The 20,602-nt window shown below is 40.4% G+C and carries 14 protein-coding genes, 2 pseudogenes and 1 other annotated feature; of the genes and pseudogenes, 9 read left to right on the top strand and 7 right to left on the bottom strand.

The features are described 5' to 3' along the window. The first annotated feature begins 36 nt into the window (after positions 1–36). Positions 37–1,509 (top strand): sucrose phosphorylase, encoded by a 1,473-nt coding sequence (gtfA, locus tag CWB76_RS18195; protein WP_138609513.1) that lies wholly within the window; start codon positions 37–39, stop codon positions 1,507–1,509. 74 nt (positions 1,510–1,583) lie between these two features. On the opposite strand, the gene CWB76_RS18190 is transcribed toward gtfA, so the two are convergent. Next, positions 1,584–2,615, bottom strand: coding sequence for a LacI family DNA-binding transcriptional regulator (locus CWB76_RS18190; protein WP_138609511.1), 1,032 nt, complete (start codon positions 2,613–2,615; stop codon positions 1,584–1,586). Between the two features lie 375 nt (positions 2,616–2,990). Between CWB76_RS18190 and CWB76_RS18185 the strand changes: the two genes are divergently transcribed. Then, positions 2,991–5,765, top strand: coding sequence for a collagenase (locus tag CWB76_RS18185; protein ID WP_138609509.1), 2,775 nt, complete (start codon positions 2,991–2,993; stop codon positions 5,763–5,765). Between the two features lie 228 nt (positions 5,766–5,993). Here the strand turns inward: CWB76_RS18185 and CWB76_RS20100 are convergent, their stop codons facing one another. From CWB76_RS20100 to CWB76_RS18175, 3 genes are all read right to left on the bottom strand, one after another. Further along, positions 5,994–6,149 carry a hypothetical protein gene (locus CWB76_RS20100; RefSeq protein ID WP_171039654.1) on the bottom strand — a complete coding sequence of 52 codons (156 nt, stop codon included), beginning with the start codon at positions 6,147–6,149 and terminating at the stop codon, positions 5,994–5,996. A 342-nt stretch (positions 6,150–6,491) separates the two neighbouring features. Continuing rightward, complete coding sequence (locus CWB76_RS18180; protein ID WP_138609507.1) at positions 6,492–7,712, bottom strand: M24 family metallopeptidase; 1,221 nt, start codon at positions 7,710–7,712, stop codon at positions 6,492–6,494. A gap of 22 nt (positions 7,713–7,734) precedes the next feature. After that, complete coding sequence (locus CWB76_RS18175) at positions 7,735–9,027, bottom strand: NAD(P)/FAD-dependent oxidoreductase (protein ID WP_138609527.1); 1,293 nt, start codon at positions 9,025–9,027, stop codon at positions 7,735–7,737. A 266-nt stretch (positions 9,028–9,293) separates the two neighbouring features. Between CWB76_RS18175 and CWB76_RS18170 the strand changes: the two genes are divergently transcribed. From CWB76_RS18170 to CWB76_RS18155, 4 genes are all read left to right on the top strand, one after another. Then, entirely contained in the window at positions 9,294–9,518 is a 225-nt protein-coding gene (locus tag CWB76_RS18170; RefSeq protein ID WP_138609505.1) for a hypothetical protein, read from the top strand. A gap of 3 nt (positions 9,519–9,521) precedes the next feature. Beyond that, on the top strand, positions 9,522–10,523 hold the full coding sequence (locus tag CWB76_RS18165; protein ID WP_138609503.1) for a 4-hydroxyproline epimerase: 1,002 nt from the start codon (positions 9,522–9,524) through the stop codon (positions 10,521–10,523). A 13-nt stretch (positions 10,524–10,536) separates the two neighbouring features. After that, complete coding sequence (locus CWB76_RS18160; RefSeq protein WP_138609501.1) at positions 10,537–12,033, top strand: aldehyde dehydrogenase (NADP(+)); 1,497 nt, start codon at positions 10,537–10,539, stop codon at positions 12,031–12,033. Between the two features lie 342 nt (positions 12,034–12,375). After that, the gene (locus tag CWB76_RS18155) at positions 12,376–13,044 is read left to right on the top strand and encodes a GntR family transcriptional regulator (RefSeq protein WP_138609499.1); all 669 of its coding nucleotides are present in this window, start codon (positions 12,376–12,378) and stop codon (positions 13,042–13,044) included. Between the two features lie 382 nt (positions 13,045–13,426). Here the strand turns inward: CWB76_RS18155 and CWB76_RS18150 are convergent, their stop codons facing one another. Then, complete coding sequence (locus CWB76_RS18150; RefSeq protein WP_138609497.1) at positions 13,427–14,395, bottom strand: dihydrodipicolinate synthase family protein; 969 nt, start codon at positions 14,393–14,395, stop codon at positions 13,427–13,429. A gap of 542 nt (positions 14,396–14,937) precedes the next feature. On the opposite strand from CWB76_RS18150, the gene CWB76_RS18145 reads away from it, so the two are divergent. Further along, positions 14,938–15,543 carry a carboxypeptidase-like regulatory domain-containing protein gene (locus tag CWB76_RS18145; RefSeq protein WP_249363194.1) on the top strand — a complete coding sequence of 202 codons (606 nt, stop codon included), beginning with the start codon at positions 14,938–14,940 and terminating at the stop codon, positions 15,541–15,543. 329 nt (positions 15,544–15,872) lie between these two features. After that, positions 15,873–16,277, top strand: a complete 405-nt coding sequence (locus CWB76_RS18140) for a hypothetical protein (protein ID WP_138609495.1) — start codon at positions 15,873–15,875, stop codon at positions 16,275–16,277. A 34-nt stretch (positions 16,278–16,311) separates the two neighbouring features. Here CWB76_RS18140 and CWB76_RS18135 read toward each other — a convergent pair. Further along, a pseudogene (locus tag CWB76_RS18135) lies at positions 16,312–17,204 on the bottom strand (AraC family transcriptional regulator). 194 nt (positions 17,205–17,398) lie between these two features. Between CWB76_RS18135 and exaC the strand changes: the two are divergent. Further along, complete coding sequence (gene exaC, locus CWB76_RS18130; protein ID WP_010389285.1) at positions 17,399–18,919, top strand: acetaldehyde dehydrogenase ExaC; 1,521 nt, start codon at positions 17,399–17,401, stop codon at positions 18,917–18,919. A gap of 306 nt (positions 18,920–19,225) precedes the next feature. On the opposite strand, the pseudogene CWB76_RS18125 reads toward exaC, so the two are convergent. Next, positions 19,226–20,436 (bottom strand): annotated as a pseudogene (locus CWB76_RS18125) (IS3 family transposase). After that, positions 20,051–20,167, bottom strand: a sequence feature (AL1L pseudoknot). It overlaps the preceding pseudogene by 117 nt. Positions 20,437–20,602 lie beyond the last annotated feature (166 nt).

Below are 20,602 nucleotides of genomic sequence, written 5' to 3'. Positions count from 1 at the left end.
ATCTTAATCGATTAAGTTTCAACTTGGTAATCACACATGATGAAGAATAAAGTTCAATTGATCACATATGCTGATCGAATCACCGGTAAAGATATAAACGCATTAACAGCACTTCTAAAGGGTCCACTTAAAGACGTTTTTGCAGGGGTACACTTATTACCATTTTATAACCCAATAGATGGTAGCGATGCAGGTTTTGACCCAATTGATCACAGTGAAGTTGATGCCCGAATAGGAACTTGGTCAGATATTCAAGCACTTGGAAAAGACCATGATTTAATGGCCGACTTAATAGTAAACCATGTATCGGCGCAATCGTTTCAATTTCAGGATGTGCTGGCCAAAGGCAAAGCCTCTGAATTTTGGGATTTATTTTTAACTAAAGAAGACGTATTCCCTAATGGCATGAGCAACCAAGAACAACAAGCCATTTACCGTCCACGGCCTGGAAGCTGTTTTACACCAATGAAATGCGGTGATGGTCAAACGTATGATTTTTGGACCACCTTTACCGACAACCAAATTGATATAAATGTAAAAGTAGAAGCGGGCATTGCCTATTTAAATAACGTACTTACTAAATTTTCTGCTAACAACGTAAACATTATTCGTTTAGATGCAGCGGGTTACGCCATTAAGCAAGCAGGTACTAACTGTTTTATGCTTGATGAAACATTTGCCTATTTAGATAAACTCTCAAAGCAGGCAAATGATTTAGGCATGGAAACCATTGCTGAAATTCATAGTCATTATCAAACTCAAGTTGACGTGGCTAAGCGCGTAAACATGGTATACGACTTTGCTTTACCCCCGCTTATATTACACAGCTTATTTAATAATGACGTAGACGCATTGCTTAAGTGGTTACAAATTTCACCGCGTAACTGTTTAACTGTACTAGACACCCATGATGGCATTGGCATTATTGACGCGGGTCCAATGGGCGATAAACCAGGGCTGTTAAACGCATCTCAAATAGATAATTTAGTAGAAACCATGCATGCCAACAGCAATAACCAGAGCCGTAAAGCAACAGGTGCAGCTGCAAGTAATGTCGACCTATATCAAGTTAACTGTACGTATTACGATGCATTGGGCGCAAATGATTTTGATTACTTATTATCTCGCGCCATTCAATTTTTTGCACCGGGTGTACCACAAGTATATTACGGTGGTTTATTTGCTTGTAAAAATGATATGGAGCTTCTGGCGAGAACGAACGTTGGTCGTGATATTAATCGCCCTTATCTAGATGCCGCTAAAATAGATGAAGCGCTAAATAAGCCGGTAGTAAAAGGATTAATAGCATTAATTAAAATACGTAATGAGCATCCTGCATTTGCTGGTGAATTTACTGCTCAAGGTGGCGCAAGTGTATGTTGTTTAATGTGGAAGCTTGAGCAACAATCAATTTCTTTGAGTATTGATTTTGCTAGTCGTACTGCACTTATTACGCAGGTTAATGGTGCTCAAGAAAACACTTTAAACTTACAAAGTTTATTAGTTTAAATAGCTTTATTTGTTGAAAACCAAAAAGCCAAGCAACTTAAGCTTGGCTTTTTTATCTGCGCTACTAACAGCGCTCAGCTACTTGCACCAATATTTAGTGCGTAACCTACTTCGTGTTGTTTTTCTTCTTTAGAAATAAATAAGTTAGCAGCTATTACACCTTTTTCTTGGCTATTTTGATGAATAGTCGTAAGGCGAGGCACAAAACGGGCTGCTTCTTCTATGCCATCAAATCCAACAATACGTAGCTCACTCCCTATTTTTATCCCTTGTTTTATTGCTTCTCGCATGGTGGCGAGGGCAATTAAATCACTCATACATATGATCACATCAGGGCGTGGTGAGGCGTTTAATACTTCTTTTGCAGCTATGCTGGCAAAACGCTCGCTACTTTCAGGAATATTCCAAATGCGGTCGTCGGCTACCGTTACATTCGCTTCATTTATCGCACGCTGATAACCTCGTAAGCGTTGGTGAGAAATAGATTGACCCGTTTCAAACTCATGATGTTCGTAAACTCGGCACAATACATTTTCATCGAGTAATCTCAAGCCTAATATTGCCACGTTATCAGTTGCACTGTGCAAAACATGTTTGGCTATTTCGTAACTGGCTTGTTCGTTATTTATATTAATTGATGCGTTGCGGGCAATATCAAAATCCACAGTAACCACATGTTTTTGTACTGTTTTTAGTTGCTCTACCAGTGCTTTGTTTCGCGGGCGCCCATAACAAATAAACCCATCAACAAAATCAACAACGTTATTAAGGTTTTCGTTATTGCCTGAAAACAATAAAACATTAATGCCGTTTTTTTCAAGCACTGAGGTTACACCACGCATAAAGCTACTGGCGACAGGGTCTGACACCATATATTCCACGCTATCTGGTAGCACTAAAGCAACAATATTAAACGTGCCACTTCGCAGAGATTGCGCCGCTTTATTAGGGCCATAATAACCGAGCTCTTTGCAAGCTTTAAGTATGGCTTCGCGTCGTTTAGCCGAGAGTTGATCAGGGCGATTAAACGCATTTGAAACCGTAGCATTAGACACACCTAACTCTTTGGCAATACTTTTTAATGTCCAACGGTTTTTTGTATTCATATAACCTACTCAAGGGAGGATGCTGGTTGAAAGAGTAAATTACCATATCTGGCTTTAAATCAAAGTGCTAATTATTTAAAAGAGTCGTTGTAAGACGCTCTTTTAAATATTGCGAGAGTTTAGTGTGCCAAACTGACCCACCCCTATGGGGTAACCTTTGAGGGAGTGATATTCAGCTTCACTAAATTAAATAGAGTTTGAAGTAAGTAAAAATCAATACAAAAGAATTGGTTGAAACCGTTTTCTCAAAACTAATATATCAATATTCGTTAATGTTATATAAAATATATTGTATACAATGATAATGAGGTGTTACAAATTGTATCTCAACAACTAGTTCTGGATTAAGAACATACTAATCATCGAAGGTATAATATGAAAATTAACACACTGATTTTGACGTTACCGATATTAGGTATGAGTTCAATGGCATTGGCTGACAAGGTGGAGGAGCGAACATTTAAACCTCAGACAGCCGTTGTAGAGCGTTTACATCATCATGGCGTTGAACAAAATCATAATGAAAAAGCACCGATTGCAAAAATGCAAAGCCAGCAAAAACTTTTTAATGCGCGTGTGATGACGATGCAAGCAGTCGCCGTTACGTGTGATTTGAATGCATTAGCAAACGCGAGCACATCAAGTATTATTACAGAAATTCAAAACCAAGGTACACAATGTATTAATGAGTTGTTTAGTGCCTCTGCTTTAACACAAAGTCAGGTGTTTACATCTGATAAAATGTTTGCTGTTGCAAATCATGCTAAGGCACTTTCACAGACTTATGCTGGCGGCGGAAATGTAGAGTTGGAAGCGCTATTTTTATACCTACGAACTGGTTTTTACGCTGAGTTTTATAACGACAATGTTAGTTTTGCAACGTGGGTCACCACCGCAGTTGTGGGGGCGGTTGATGCATTTGTTGCCAATAGTCATTTTTACGACGATAACGACGGTCATGCTAAAACGTTAAACGAAGTAATCATCACAATGGACAGCTCAGAGCAACAGCATCGTTACCTTGAAGTGGTAAAACAATGGTTGAGCCGTTTTAATGAAAGCTACGGCGCCAAGTGGAATGTACGAAGTGCAGTGAATGGTATCTTTACCTTGTTATATCGTGGTCAATGGAATGATGAATTTGTTACGGCAGTGGGCAAAGACACTGATTTAGTAACAAGGCTCAGTGCGTTTACTCAAAAACAATGGATGATTGGATCAGACGCACAGTACCTTATTGTTAATGCAGCAAGTGAACTTGCTCGGTTAAAGCAATACTCAGATACACCGATTCAAAGTGCTGTAGATACTGGTCTAAATGCTATTTTTTCAACGTATACTAGCTTTGGCTATGGTGATGCGGTTTGGCTTGCGGCAGCTGACTCGGTTAGTTATTACGCAGATTGTAATGATTATGGTATTTGTGGGTTTGTAGATAACCTGATAGGTCAAGCACTGTCACAAAGCTATAGTTGCAGTAGCACGATTAAAATTCGTTCGCAAAATATGACTGTTGCGCAACATGCCGCCGCGTGTGATGCAATGGGTGCTGAGGAAGGGCTATTCCATACTAAACTTGCCACTAATAACACCCCCGTAGCTGATGATAATAATAGCTTTTTACAAGTGAATATTTTCGATAGTAGCGACGATTACGGTAAATATGCGGGGGTTATTTTTGGTATTAATACCAATAATGGTGGCATGTATTTAGAAGGTGATCCATCCGTTGTTGGCAACCAAGCAAACTTTATTGCTTATGAAGCAAATTATGCAAATGCAGAGCATTTCGTTTGGAATTTAGAGCACGAATATGTGCACTATCTCGATGGGCGATTTGATCTGTATGGCGACTTTAACTCTCCTACAGAAGATGTTGTTTGGTGGTCGGAAGGGGTTGCTGAATACATTGCTAATTTAAATGATAATGACGCAGCAAAAGAAACCATTAGTGATGGCTCACGTTTTACCCTAGCACAAATCTTTTCCACTACTTATGATGGTTTTGATCAAGACCGAATCTATCGTTGGGGTTACCTAGCTGTGAGGTTTATGTTTGAACGCCATTATGATGAAATTAATACTATGCTTGCCCATACCAGAGTGGGTGATTGGATTGCCTACAAAGCAAAAACAGAACAGTGGGAAAGTAGTTACGAAAGTGAATTTGTACAATGGTGCGATGATTTAGTTGCTGGCGCGCCTTCAAATATTCCGCCGACAGTTCAAATCAACGGCCCATATTATGGCGTGCAAAATAATGACGTCAGTTTTACCAGCAATGGCAGTATTGATAGTGATGGCTCAATTGTAAGTTATCAATGGAACTTTGGTGATGGCAGTAGCTCGAATCAGGCTAATCCACTTCACAGGTATATCAGTGAAGGGGAGTACAACATAAGTTTGATAGTTACTGACAATCAAGGAGCAAGTCAATCAGCTATCACGACAGCGACCATCGAAAAAGATAGTAGTGTCGGTGATAACATATTGCAAAATAATCAAACAGTTCAGACTAACGGCGCGCAAAATGAGCAGCAATACTTTACTTTTGCCGTTCCGCAAGGTGCCAGTGAACTAGTATTTACAATTACTGGAGGAGAAGGAGATGCTGACCTGTATGTAAGCTATGAAGCGGCACCAACAGAGACCGTTTACGATTGTCGTCCTTATATTGGTGGTAACGAAGAGCAGTGCGCCATTGACCCAGTACAAGTTGGTACTTATCAGGTTATGTTACATGGATATAATGCATTTGAAAATGTGCAATTAACAGCGTCTTATACGCCAGCCACTTCCAATATGCCCGATGTATGTGCCACACAAGGCAGTCGTAGCAACGGTCGTTTAAATGATGGCGAAGCGGTTTGTTTAGGTAACAGCGGTCCGATGTGGTTTAGTCTTGCTGATGTGCAAAGTCAAAGTGGGATTGCAATCACCACGGCCAATGGCAGTGGCGATATAAGCCTTAGCTATGCCGAGAGCTCGTGGCCTAATGGCAATAACGAATTGGCTGAGTCAAATAATAGTGGTAACGACGAGTGTATTTATATTGCTAATTCAAGCCAATATTGGGGTTACTTAAAGGTATCAGGCTCAAGTAATGGTGTTAGTTTAGTCGTTGACTATAACAGTAGTGGATGTCGTTAATTACTCGCCCTATTAATGGTACTTTTATAGGAAAAGTTTATTCACACTATCTATGGAATAACACTTAAACTGAAAAATGCCGATCAGCTTGCTCACTGGTCGGCATTGATTTTTTTGAAAGGTTCTTACACTACTTTTGTCTTCAAAAGGTTATATTGGTTGCTTTTTGATGATGCGAATTTCTTCTCCGTCTACATCTAATCGTGCCGTGATCGTGATTAACATTGCTTAAGAGGTAGGGGTTAACTCAAACTCGTATTTCTTATCTTCATAAGGCGTGATTGCAACGTCCTGTTGTTGTGTATTTATTGGCGCAGCTTGGTCGTAAGGTGTCGCAGTAAAAGAAATAGTACCCGTAGTAAGACCTGAATAAGGGCCAAACAAATGAGCATTAATTTACCAAGTCTCTAGCGCGGAAAATGGTTAACCAACTGACCTACGCTTACCTTATAAAGTACATCCCACGTTTTGCCTAAGTGGGAGGTTTATGCCAGAAGCATAATGCTTCGCTTTGGTAAAGTACGTGATTTCATACACTTATTTACCTCAAGCAGTTCACTGTAATAGCAGTACAAAACACTACCTATATGGTGAACAGCAAGAGGCGCCTAATCTCTGATGGAATGTTGCAAATTTATTATTAATTACTCAAAAACAAGCTAAGTGAAGTGAGTAGTGCCAGTGGCTGCATGGTTTTCGTATACATGCAGCAGAGAGTGTTATAAATTAACTGGTTGATTTAAATGGGTCGTCGATACTATGGGATGGCTCAGTAAACCACTTTGGCCCGTTGTCGGTCATATAAAAGTGATCTTCTAATCTTATACCAAACTCATTTGGTACAACGAGCATGGGTTCGACACTGAAGCACATACCGGTGGCCAGAGGGGTTTTATCGCCGCCGACTAAATAAGGCCACTCGTGAATGTCTAAGCCAATGCCGTGGCCGGTACGGTGTGGGCACCCTGGCGTTTGATATTCAGGACCAAGGCCTTGCTCAGCTAAATAATTACGAGCTCCAGCATCTACGTCTTGACATGTTTGGCCTATTTTTGCTGCATTAAATCCAGCTATTTGTGCCGCTTTTTCATAATCCCAAAATTGGCGCTGGCGATCACTTGCTTCGCCAAACACATAAGTGCGGGTGATATCAGATAAGTAATCGTGCACTTTACAGCCAGTATCAATTAATACCACATCGTCTTTTTTAAGAATTTGCGCGTCTTTTACGCCATGGGGAAAAGAGGTAGCAACACCAAATAACACAATGCAAAAATAGTTACCTGGCGCACCTACTTTTTGGTGCGCTTGTTTAATAAAAGCTTCTACTTCTGTGGTGCTAATGCCTTCATACAGCATACTGGCTGTGGCTTTATGTACCACTAAGGTCATATCCATTGCGCGTTGCATTAATGCAAGTTCATTGGTTGATTTGTGCATACGACAATGTGCTGTTACGGGTTGTGCGTTAACCAGTTTTAAGCCGCTTTGTGCTTTTTTAATGCCATCAAAAATAAAAAACTGTGCACTTTCATCAATGCCAATAGTGCCATCTTTTGCAATGCCCATTTCGGTTATTACATCTACAAATAGCTGATATGGGCTTTCATGTTCTTGCCAACCATGAATTGGGCCATCAATCACTTTAAAGCCATTGAGTGAACCAATTTCAAAAAAAGGAGCAATATATTGTACATCGCCCTGTGCAGGTAAAATTGCTCCCACCAGTCTTTCACTGGCATACCAACGCATTCCCGTAAAATAAGTAAGATTTGTACCAGCGTTTAGATATATGGCGTCAATACCATTTTGTTGCATGTATACTTGAGCTTTTTTAATTCGTTCTAGGTGCTCTTGCGGTTGGATCGGGGTTAAATCGTCAGTCATATTAGATAAACTGGCAAGTGCTTGTTCTTTGGTATGGGTACCAATACCTTGGGCTATCATAGTGCTTTCCTCGTAAGTGTGACTATTGTGCAAGTGGGGCGTGTGAACTGCAAGCAGCTTGAGATGAAAAGCGGCTGATACAATATGGTTTTATATCTACGCTAGGTACTTGTTGTAAACACAAACTAGTTATTAGCTCACCTGTAATAGCACCTTGAGTTAATCCAAGGTGCTGGTGGCCAAATGCAAAAAATAAATTAGTGTGGTTAGGTGCTTCGCCTATGACCGGTAATGAATCGGGCAGTGATGGTCTGCAGCCCATCCACACGCTACTAGGTTGAAGTGTTACCGCTGAATGATTGAGCATTGCTTTGGCACTGGGTAATAATGCCAAAGCGCGTTTATTATTCATTTTACGTTCTGTACCTGCGAACTCTACTGTTCCAGCAATTCGTAAACCTTGGCTCATGGGTGTCATAATAAAACTGCGCTCTGCAGAGGCGACAGGACGAGATAGACCATAATTACTCGATAACATGCAATGATAGCCTCGCTCTGTATCAAGAGGTACATTGTAACCTAAGGGCTGGAGCAGTAATTTGCTCCACGCACCAGCTGCGATGATGACTTTATCGGCTTGAAATTTTTGGTCAGGGCAATTAATTTCATAGCCACTATAAACAGGTGAAACCTCAATCACTTTTTGTTGGCAAAACTGCCCACCTAAAGCTCTAAATTGCTCAGCTAAACTTAAGCAAAATAAATGAGGATCAACGCTGTGCGCTACCTCTTTAAAAAATAATGCATGCGTTATGGTTTTTGCTAAATTAGGTTCCAGTCGTTGTAGTTGTTCAGCATTGAGCAGCTCTACAGCGATACCGTGTGATAAATATTTTTCAAACATAGCCTGTATTTGTGTAACTGGCGTTGTTTCGAAAGTGAGCAAGCTCCCTTTCTTTGTTATTAAATGATTTAATTTGAATTCATCTAGCAGGGTCTCGTAGGCTGTAATTGCACGGTGGTTGAGCGCCTGTAAAGCGTGGGTATTTGCTTTATAGGTTGAGCTAGCCATGTTATTAACAAACCGCCAAAACCAAGGTAGTGCTTTGATCACATAGCGCCAATCTATTCTAAGAGGGCCGAGTGGGTTTAATAGCATCATAGGCAGCTTTTTTAATAACGATGAGTGCGCTAAAGGAAATACTTGCTCTGTTGCAAAGTGCCCAGCATTCCCTTTCGAGCAGCCTTGAGCTAAGCCATTTTCATCATACAAAGTAACTGTAAAGCCAGCGCGTTGTAATTTTAACGCACAACAAATACCGATTATACCTGCTCCAACCACGCCAATATGTTGTGTTTTATTATCAGACAAAATGCTTACCTCTTTATGCAATATGTTTGTTGTGACGGATGTATTGTGTCTATCTCAAAATTGAATTTATTTTTTAAGTTACGAGATATGATTTTTCAATACTTGTTATTTTGCTTCATTGTTGTTTAGATTCAATGGTTTAATGTTTTTGCTGCTGTTTTATAGATGCCCTTCAATGCCACTAAAGAAAGGAATGCTGAAATAGGATGTTGATTATTGTATACAATATACCTACTATATCAAGCATAAACATCAATCAGGTAATTAAAATGACAGTAAATTGGCAACAGGCCTTTGGATCGTTTTCGGCTCAGTTTAATGAAGATGGCGCTATTCATTTTGGAAGTAGCGCAAACATGATCGATGAGCTAAATAATCAAACTGCTCACAGCGTTATTAAGCTAAACGCATCAGATGAAAATGCAGCTGTTACCACGCTTTACACTAAAGCAATGGCAAGCGGTATTGACGTAACAAAATTAAAGTTGGATTAAGTTATGCTCAAAGGGACCTTTTTTTGTATTGACGGCCATACCTGTGGCAATCCCGTAAGGCTAATTACCAGTGGTCACCCGCAATTGAGCGGACAGAGCATGAGTGAGAAACGCCAAGACTTTTTTCAAAATCACGATTGGATACGCCAAGCGCTAATGTTTGAGCCTCGTGGTCACGATATGATGTCGGGCGGATTTTTATATCCGCCTACCACAGAAGACGGCGATGCCGCTATCTTATTTGTTGAAACATCAGGGTGCTTGCCCATGTGCGGCCACGGCACAATGGGTATTGTTACGTTTGCTTTAGAGCATGGTTTATTACATGCAAAAGTGCCCGGGACCTTGCTATTAGATACGCCAGCTGGACGTGTACGAATCAATTATGAAATGACCGATGGTAAAGTTCAGTGGGTAAAAATTTATAATGTTCCCGCGTACTTAGCATATCAGTCAATTGTAATTGAAGTACCTGAACTGGGCGAGCTTAAAGTAGATATTGCCTACGGAGGTAACTTCTACATTATTGTTGAACCGCAAGCCAATTACAAAGGCATTGAGCATTTAACCGCTGGGCAAATTTTAAAGTACAGCCCGCAGGTGCGTGATGCCATAAACGCAAAAATAAAATGTGTTCACCCCCTTGACCCAACCGTTCAAGGTGCAAGCCATGTGTTATGGGCAGGCACACCTAAAAATGCCAATTCACATGCCGCAAATGCTGTTTTTTATGGTGACAAAGCCATTGATCGCTCACCATGTGGAACAGGCACTAGCGCCCGTATGGCACAGCTTTTTGCGAAAGGGCAGTTGGCCCAAGGGCAAGAATTTATCCACGAAAGTTATATCGGTAGCCAATTTATTGGCCGTATTGAACAGGTAACAGAAATCGCAGGCGTAACAGCTATTCTGCCAAGTATTCAAGGTTGGTCTAGAGTAACAGGCACAAGTGCTATCACAGTCGATGACGATGACCCATATGCATTTGGGTTTCAAGTAATATAATCAGGAGCAAAACATGACATTAACAGGACAAAGTTTAGTAGCAGGACAATGGGTTGGTGATTCAGCGAATGGTGAATTTAATGCATTTTCTCCCGCTGGTAATGAACCACTACCTACATGCTTTTTTAATCTCAGCGCCACTGAATTAAACGTTGCAATCGAAGCCGCACAATCGGCTTTTTATGAGTATCGTAAAACTAGCTATGCACAACGTGCTGATTTTTTAATGTGTATTGCAGATCAAATATTAGCGCTTGGTGATGATCTACTTGAGCAAACTCAGCAAGAAACCAACTTACCGCTTGCGCGATTGCAGGGGGAGCGCATGCGCACCGTAAATCAACTTAAAGCGTTTGCCAGTGCATTGCGCGAAAACCCTGAATCACCTTTGGGTTTAAAAATAGTGGATGAGGCCGATGCAACAAGATCACCGTTACCAAAACCACACACTGAACTTAACTATTTACCATTGGGGCCGGCTGCTGTGTTTGGTGCATCTAATTTTCCTTATGCCTTTTCAACATTGGGTGGCGATACAGCAGCGGCACTTGCTGCTGGGTGCCCGGCCATTGTTAAAAATCACACAGCGCATCCAGGAACTGGCGAGTTGATGGCACGTGCGGCGCTTGCAGCCATAAAAGAATGTGCGATGCCATTAGGCGTGTTTGCAATGGTGCAAAGTAAGGAGCATGACATATCGCATCAATTAGTTGCAGCGCCGGCAATTAAAGCGGTTGGCTTTACAGGCTCATTTAACGTGGCGAGTAAACTGCAAGAAACGATTGCTAAACGTGAAGAGCCCATCCCATTTTATGGTGAGCTGGGTAGTATTAACCCTCAAGTTATTTTACCCAATAAAGCCATTGAACAGAGTAAAGAAATGGCGCAGTCACTTTGCCAGTCAATGCTTATGGGTAACGGCCAGTTTTGCACCAGCCCTGGGCTTTGGTTAGTGCCAACCGGGTGTGATGAGCTTGAAGCACATATTACTGCGAGCATTAATGATGCACCATCAGACACTTTGCTCACGCCAGACATTGTTAAAACGTTTAAACACCAAGTAGAAGAGCGAGGCCAACTTGCTCAAGTAAGCGTGTTAGGGAAAGGTAAGCTTGAGCAAGCGTTCCATGCTAATGCACATGTATTCGTTTGTAATGCCGACGATTATTTAACAACCCCAGCGTTGAATGAAGAAATGTTTGGCCCTGCTGCATTAGTTGTGCGTTACGACAGTGAACAGCAACTTATGACATTAATAAATAAACTGCAAGGGCAGCTTACAGCCAGCGTTCATGGCACGAAAGCTGATTTAAGCAAAGCAGATAGCCTCATCGAAGCACTGCAATATAAAGTGGGTCGTTTGATAAAAAATCAGATGCCAACAGGTGTTGAAGTGTGTGGTTCAATGAACCACGGTGGGCCATTTCCAAGCTCAACGGATGTACGTAGTACCTCTGTAGGAACAAATGCAATGTTACGTTTTATGCGACCAATTTGCTATCAAGCATAAGATTCATTGGGCGGGATATGCAAATTGTATATTCCCGCTTTTCCTTTATCTATAGCGTGTTCATACAGATTCTAACTTGGAATATGAATGAACTTGGGTATAATGTATGCCAAATGCAATATAATACCAATCGGCTTAAGTATTTAATCATTCTAGCGAGCTAAATAAAGCGCTAACTGCGTTATAAATTTTTCATGTACGACTGCATGGATGCAGGAGGTAGCAATGCAGGAGCAATTGCCGAGAACAACTATATGTCAAAGTTTATGCCTTGTTATCACTCCATTTTTCTGTCGCTATAAATGGTCAGTAACTTAACACGATTGGTATAAGAGGATCACTATGGCTATCGAACACAAAACACGCACCCAATTAGTAGCAGAAGCAATTCGTGAAAAAATATTAACCGGTGAAATCAAAGCTGGTGATCCACTGCGTCAAGCTGCACTCGCTGCTGAGCTTAATGTAAGCCGAATACCTGTTCGTGAAGCACTGCTTCAGCTAGAAGCTGAAGGGCTTGTAAATTTTGAAGCGCATAAAGGAGCCACGGCAACAGAGCTTTCAGCATCACAAATTGATGAAATCTTTGATTTAAGGGCATTACTAGAGGCTGAGCTGCTAAGTCACTCAATAGAAGGTTTAACAGATCAAGATTTAATTGATGCTGAGCTTATCTTAACTGAGCTAGAAAGCGCCATGGATGCAGGTGATACCCACCTAGCAACGGGCGATTTAAACAGCCGTTTTCATGGTAAGTTGTATTCACGCGCGCAACGCCCACAAACTCGTGAACTAGTTGATATGTATAGTAAAAATTCAGAGCGTTATGTGCGCATGCATATTTTACTAGCAGGTGGTTTAACCACTGCACCAGAAGAGCACCGTACATTGCTAAATCACTGTCGTGCAAAGGACACTAAAAAAGCGTGTGACTTTTTGAAAAAGCATATCTTAGGCGCCAAAAACGACATTAAAAAGCTATTACTTAAAATAGAAGACGAAAAAAGGTAGTTTTAAATAAGCCCCCTTATTAGCACATATTTTATAATGTGCTCAGCTTGCTGCCCGTAGGCAAATAAGAATGCTATATTTATGTTGTCTTTAACTTACCTCGATTAGTTTGCTTAATGCGATGTTAGCTAACTGAACAAGGTCCCATCAACTTTTCTGTATTATTAAGTGGGTATGTAAAAAATACTTTAGCTAGATAGGGTAAAAAACTCAGAAGTGCAAAGCTTAGCCTTACGCTTTGAATAAACGATACATCTGATTTTTTTTTATGCTCAAGTATGATTATTTAATAGGGTCATTGCAAACACCGCAAGAGCAGCTTATCTATAGCTACAAAAACGCTCCGTAAAAACGGAGCTTTTGTTTGCCAATTTTTGGAAATTTAGTCTATTAAATCCAGACCCTCGAGTCGCTCTTTTGCTAAGGCATACCTTGTGTGTACATCATCAATTTGCTGTTGATTTAACTTTTTACCAAAAGTACGAAGCCCGCCAGTTACATCATTATGATGAATGCCAAATGCAAATTTAAGGTATTCTAAAAGTAACGGTTGTGCATCAAGGTAAGATATAGAATTCATAGCTTGAGAAATTTTGTTTGCCTCGGCCCACTCACCTTTATTCACGTATTCCTGCATAGTGACACTCGCTTTTGGAAATATACAGCCAACGCCTGTAATCCCACCGCATGCGCCAGCTAGTCCTGCATGTATAGTTACCGTATCTACACCTGCGAGTACTTTTATGTCCTTATTTTCTAGTACCATTGTTTCAATAACAGATACATCTATGGTGGATATTTTAAGCGCCGTAACTTCAGGTAAAGCGGCAAGCTTTGTTAGAAGGTCAGTTGAAAGTGCATGATAGCCAGCGGCGTCCGGGTTGTTATAAGGCATTATTTTAATACCGGCCTCTTTTGCAGCTGTGGCAGAAAGGGCATAATACGCATACATTTCCTCATCAGAAGGCGTGTATTTGGTTTTTGGTGGCATCACCATTACGGTGTCTACGCCAACAGTTGCTAGCTCTGTAACAATTTTGGCCAGTTCTTCTTTGGTTTCTGCGGCTGCGCCACTAATCAATGGAACATTGTATTCTTTAGCAACACTTGAGAGAGCTTTTAGTAAAGAAAGACGCTGTTCGGAACTTAGGTAGCTGTTTTCACCAAGAGTACCAGAGCCAACAAGGCCTCCCATACGAGTTCCACCTTTGCCTTGCACCTTTAAAATATCTGCAGCGTATTTTTTCGTTGCATCAAGGTCAATTGCTACGGTTCCAGACTCTGTTTCTTTGAGCCATGTAAACACGGCTGGCATAACTGTGTATCGCCAATCTTTACAGTTTGTTTCCATTATATTTCCTCTAATAAGTAATATTGTATACATTATACATTTAGATTGTATCAGTAATATTAACTTCGGCAAGTCTAAGAACTAAATTAAAAGGGTATCGTATATGTAAATTATACAGGGGCATGCAAAGGCGAGTAACGCTAACTATATAAAGTGGGGTTAATCATTTAACTATCTATAGTTTGCTTCTTAATAACCTGAACTCTGGATTATAAACCTACCCCAAGTAGCTATTTTTAGCGTTAACTGAGTTTAATCTACTTACAATAGGCTAGCTATTGCAAGTAATTTCGCCTAGTACCCACTGAAAATCTCTTAACCAGAGTTCAGGTTAAATACTTCAGCTCATGTATTAAATTACGATACTTAATAAAGCTTCTTTTAGTTACAAACTTGCAGAGCAATTGACTTTGTTTAATTTGTATTTAAATTTTAACTAAAAATTATCACATATTTAATATTGTATACAATATGTGGTTTATGTATATTTTACGTCGAGGTTAGTCTCACAATAAAAATCTACAGGACCAAGGAATTCTTACATGATTACAAATAATAAAAAACAAACTCGAGGCGTAGGTGCTAGAACCCTGCTGGCAACTGCGGTAACAGCAGTATTATTAATTGCGCCAGCGGCACACGCTGTTGATGGCAGTAGTATTGTGAAAGGTCATATTGTTGCGCAATCGGGGAATGATTTAACCGGCGCAACTATTACACTTAAGCACAAAAGCAAAGGGTTGGTTTACACCATTACCAGTAACGCCGAGGGTGATTACTTATTAAGAAACGTACCTGTAGGTACATACGATGTAACTATTGTAAAAGACGGTTATCAAGCAATGACTGAAGAAAACGTTGCGTTAACTATTGGCCAATCAATAATACTAGATGTACAACTTTATAAAGCTGGTACTGATATAGAGCGTATCGCGGTAACAGGTTCGGCAATTCGTCGTGTAGATATGGTATCTTCCACCTCTGGCTTAACGTTTAGTGATGCTGAACTTAAAGCAATGCCGGTAAATACTGGTTTTGAGAGTATTGCGTTACTAGCGCCTGGTACTGCAGCTTCTGGTGGTTCTAATTTCAAAGGAGCCTCTAATTTCAAAGGAGCCTCTAGTTTTGATGGCTCATGGCTATGGTAATTTACTAAATGACCACTGCCACGCTATTAAGTTTAGTGGCGCGAACTACATCAGGTCGTCCAAAAAGATACTTCCACAATCACTCGTAGCAGTCTATTTATAGGTAGTAATTAATATATTAAATAAAACTGGTAAGTTATTGTTACCAATGCAAGAAGGTATATTTACTGAGCTTGCCGTGTGTTGAACTGGCTTATTTAGCCAAACAAAATATACCTGTTCGAAAAAGTAGATAAAAAATAACAGTATTTAAATCAGTAGGTAGAACGTTGAGTAATTTATTTACTCATTTTGTTTACCAAAAAATTAATTAAAATGAAGGTGAATGTATGGTACTTCTAGGGTTAGGGGTTGTATTTATACTAATAGGCTTGTTGCCACTTGTTCGTTGGTTAAAATGTAAAGTTAATAAACGCCATTGGCGAGTGTGTAACATAGAACAAATAACAGCAGCGACAAATAATCAAATAACAGCGCCAGAGCTTTTACATCAGCCAACGATGCTAGTGAGTTTTCGTTTTGATGATCAAGTGTGCAGTATACTAATTGATTATAACGAAAATATGATGTGGCGTTTTAAGCAGGGTAAGCAATGCACGCTATTGGTGGATAAGCACAACCCTCATAAAGTTTACAATAACGCTTTCTTATGGCATAACTACGGCGTAGTGTGGTTGCTGGCAGGTGTAAGTTTATGTATTGCAAGCTATTATAGTGTGGTTATTAAAATATGACTGCGCTTTTAACCACTTAATAAAGCATTAGCTATTAATGCCGACACTGTTTAGGTGCAATCCCAAAGGTTTGCTTAAACAAACGGCTAAAATGGCTGGCGTTATTAAAACCAAGGTCGTAGCACACTTTACTTATAGCTTGGCCTTCTAATAAAAGCGTGCGGGCTTTTTTAAGTCTAAGCTGTTGCTGCCAGAGTGCAGGGCTTGTGCCAAAAGCGAGTTTAAATTGCTGGTAAAACTTACTACGACTCATACAAGTTATTTTGCATAATGTGTCTATGTCGAGTGTGTCGCTTAAATGCTCTTCAATGTATTGCAGTGCATCACTCACGTTACTTTTAAGACGCAGTTTATCGCAGTTGGCCATTAATAGATCGCGGCTTTGTTGTTGCAGTAAACGGGTGATCAATTCGTTTAACGATAAATCAATTAAGTAGTGTCGCTCGGCGCCTTGCTCACTAAATAAATGCACCATTCTCTCTAATAACTGCTGAGTTTGCGCATTATGTTGGGTATGCACTAAATTAGGGCTGTATTCAAACAAGGCATCACTAGCAAAGTTTTGCTGCATATTAAGCGCATTAGCCACATTGGTTATTTTATCGGTGCTGATTTCAATCGCTAAACAGGTGGTAGGTGAGTTGAGAGTTGCCTGTGGAAAATCAATCAGCACCCCTTGCTCGGGCGCTAATACAAACGATTCGTGGGGTAAAAACGCTTTATGATAATGACTATTCTCAACATGCATAATTTTCTTGCCACTGAGCATGGCACAAAACAGTAATTCGTTTGAATGCAGCGCCACTTTTTGCGCACTTTTATAAGTATCATAAATACTCAGTTCGCTGTTGTCGGCAGCAAAGCTCACTTTGTTTTCAATAAGTACATCAAGTTGTTGGCGTTTTTTTTTAACTGCGACGAATACATAATCAGCCTCTTTAATGATTAAATCGTTTGGACTCACAGACAATTTTTTTGGACTGCTAATCAAGTTTTTAAGCGCTTAATAGTCTAATGTCAATCAATACCGATTAAATATAAAGCAACTTGCTACATTACCCTAACAAGTTGCTGGTATTTCGGCTTAGACTTTTAGCTAACAACAACAAGAGAACACACATATGATTTACGCAAATCCAGGCACAGCAGACGCACTCATCACATTTAAACAGCAGTATGGTAACTATATTGGCGGCGAGTGGGTTGAACCCGTTAATGGTCAATACTTTGAGAATATTAGCCCTGTAAATGGCAAAGTGTTTTGTAAAATTCCTCGCTCTGATAAAGACGATATTAATTTAGCACTTGATAAAGCGCATGCTGTAAAAACGCAGTGGGGCACAACCTCAGTGACCGAGCGCAGCAATATTTTATTAAAAATTGCCGATCGTATTGAACAAAATCTAGAGCTACTTGCAGTGGCCGAAACATGGGATAACGGTAAAGCCATTCGCGAAACCCTCGCCGCTGATATTCCACTTGCTGCGGACCATTTTCGTTACTTTGCCGGTTGCTTGCGTGCTCAAGATGGCAGTATTGGTGAAATAGACGAAACCACGGTGGCGTATCATTTTCATGAACCATTAGGTGTTGTAGGGCAAATTATTCCGTGGAACTTTCCAATTTTAATGGCTGCATGGAAGCTAGCGCCGGCACTAGCAGCAGGTAACTGTGTGGTACTTAAACCTGCTGAGCAAACACCTGCATCAATATTAGTGTTAATGGAAATTATTGGTGATTTACTACCCGGCGGCGTGCTAAACGTAGTAAATGGTTTTGGTAAAGAAGCCGGTGAAGCACTGGCAACTAATACGCGTATAGCTAAAATTGCCTTTACAGGCTCAACCCCTGTAGGCTCACATATTTTAAAATGTGCGGCTGAAAATATTATTCCTTCAACGGTAGAACTTGGGGGAAAATCACCTAATATCTTCTTTAACGATGTTATGGAAAAAGACGACTCATACCTAGATAAAGCAATTGAGGGCGCCATTCTTGCCTACTTTAACCAAGGTGAAGTATGTACTTGTCCATCACGCTTGTTCATTCAAGAAGATATTTATGAGCAATTTATAGAACGCATTTTAAAACGTACCAAGCAAATTAAACGCGGTAACCCGCTAGACAGCGAAACCATGGTAGGTGCGCAAGCCTCTAAAGCACAGTTTGATAAAATTTTAAGTTACATTGATATTGGCAAACAAGAAGGTGCTGAAGTACTCAGTGGCGGTCATGTTGAGCAACTTAGCGATGAGCTAAATGGTGGCTATTACATTCAACCTACTTTATTAAAAGGCACTAACGATATGCGCGTGTTCCAAGAAGAAATTTTTGGCCCCGTTATTTCAATGTCGACCTTTAAAGACGAAGCCGAAGCGCTCGAATTGGCTAACAGCTCAGAATTTGGTTTAGGCGCAGGTGTATGGAGCCGTAATATGAACCGCGCTTATCACTTTGGTCGCAAAATAGAAGCCGGTCGCGTATGGACCAACTGTTACCATATGTACCCAGCACACGCTGCGTTTGGCGGTTATAAAAAGTCTGGTATAGGCCGCGAAACGCACAAACTCGCGCTCGATCATTACCAACAAACTAAAAACTTATTAGTAAGTTACAGCGAAGATCCCCTTGGCTTCTTTTAATAACGCGTTTTAGTTTAAACACACAACCTATAAGTAATGAAAGCGCTGCATTGTTATAGCGCTTTTTTTTACCTTAATACCTATAGTATTAAATTTGTAGTTAATTATCCTATATCGAGGGATCATTTTTCTTTAGGGCTTATTTAACAGCGGCATGTTAGGTCTTGAGTTAATGCTATAGTATTCAGTTTATTTTCATATTAGATGATGGCGAAGAAGAAACGCTATACATGTGACGTTGTGTGACCTTCTTAGATAGCTCTCTTATAATGCGCCCCGAGTTCATCGCAGACCAGTTTGTTTAAGTCAGGCCACTTTACCTGACTCGTTTAAATTGTCATAGTAATTTACTTCATATTGAGCTGGTGAAATATACCCAATTGAAGGGTATAACCGTTGATTGTTAAACCAACTGACCCATTCTAAAGTTGCTTATTCAACGGCATCAGCATTTTTCCACGGGCCATTCCTGCGAATAATTTCTGTTTTAAATAAACCATTTATCGTTTCAGCCATTGCATTATCGTAAGAATCACCGACACTGCCTACAGATACTTGAATCCCTGCTTCAGCAAGTCGTTCAGTGTATCTTATGGGTAAATATTGACTCCCTCTATCGCTAGGTGAAACAGTCCTTTTGGATCACCACGATGCCAAATGGCTTGCTCTAACGCATCAAGAATCAAGTCTGTATGCATCGTCTTTGGTACACGCCAGCCTACGATGTACCGTGAGAATACATCTATCACTAAGGCCACGAAAACAAATCCGCTCCACGTAGCAACATAGGTGATATCAGCGACCCAAAGTTGATTTGGCTGCTCTGCCGTAAATTGACGATTAACCAAATCCTTTGGCTTATCTTGTTGCTCATCTGGTATCGTTGTTTTACATGCTTTTTCGCGGCGAGCACCTTGGATACCCATATTTCTCATTAGTCGCTCAACAGTACAACGGGCTACTTGATTGCCGTCAAGTTGCAGTTGTTTCCATATTTTCCTTGCTCCATAAACAGACATGTTATCCTCCCACTCATTGGCGAATGAGTATCATCAACTCAACATCACGCTTTTTACGGTTAGATAGTCGTTTTGGCTGCCTCTGTCACTGTTTGTGAGCGTAATACGTTGAAGGTGCAATGGGCAATTCTTTGCAAATTGACTCGACACTGAAATGCTCACGATAAGTATCTATAAAAACCACGCTTATTTCTGTTTGCGGTCGAGCTCCGCTTGGGCGAAAAAAGCGGCAGCTTGCCTCAAAATATCATTCGTTCGCTTTAGTTCTTTATTCTCACGCTCTAAATTAGCCAGTCAGCTCTTCAGCTGATTGAGTGTAAGAAGATAGTTTAGACGGTTGAGCTTGAGACTTCTTAACCCATGCTTTAAGTGTTTCTGGTGTTTATCTGCAATCGATACTAGCGCAGCTCACAGAGAGGAGTATTCATGCTGTTGTGTAGTAATAAGCCTAATTGCACGTTCACGAAATTCTGATGTATAGCGATTTGATTTTTTCATAGTTCCAGTTTCTCAAGTTATTGAGTCTCTGGCAAACACGGGGCGATTCAATAGCCGAACCACAACAGCTGGCCACTTAATCTAAAAAGTCGCACTTAATATTCGAACCTAAGACTGATTATTAATTGATTTAAATTATCCAAAGAATTAAATATATTGTATACAA

Source organism: Pseudoalteromonas sp. S1609, from assembly GCF_005887255.1.
Classification (GTDB): domain Bacteria; phylum Pseudomonadota; class Gammaproteobacteria; order Enterobacterales; family Alteromonadaceae; genus Pseudoalteromonas.
The sequence above is the reverse complement of the archived record's forward strand: the minus strand, read 5'-3'. Positions and strand labels throughout refer to the sequence as shown.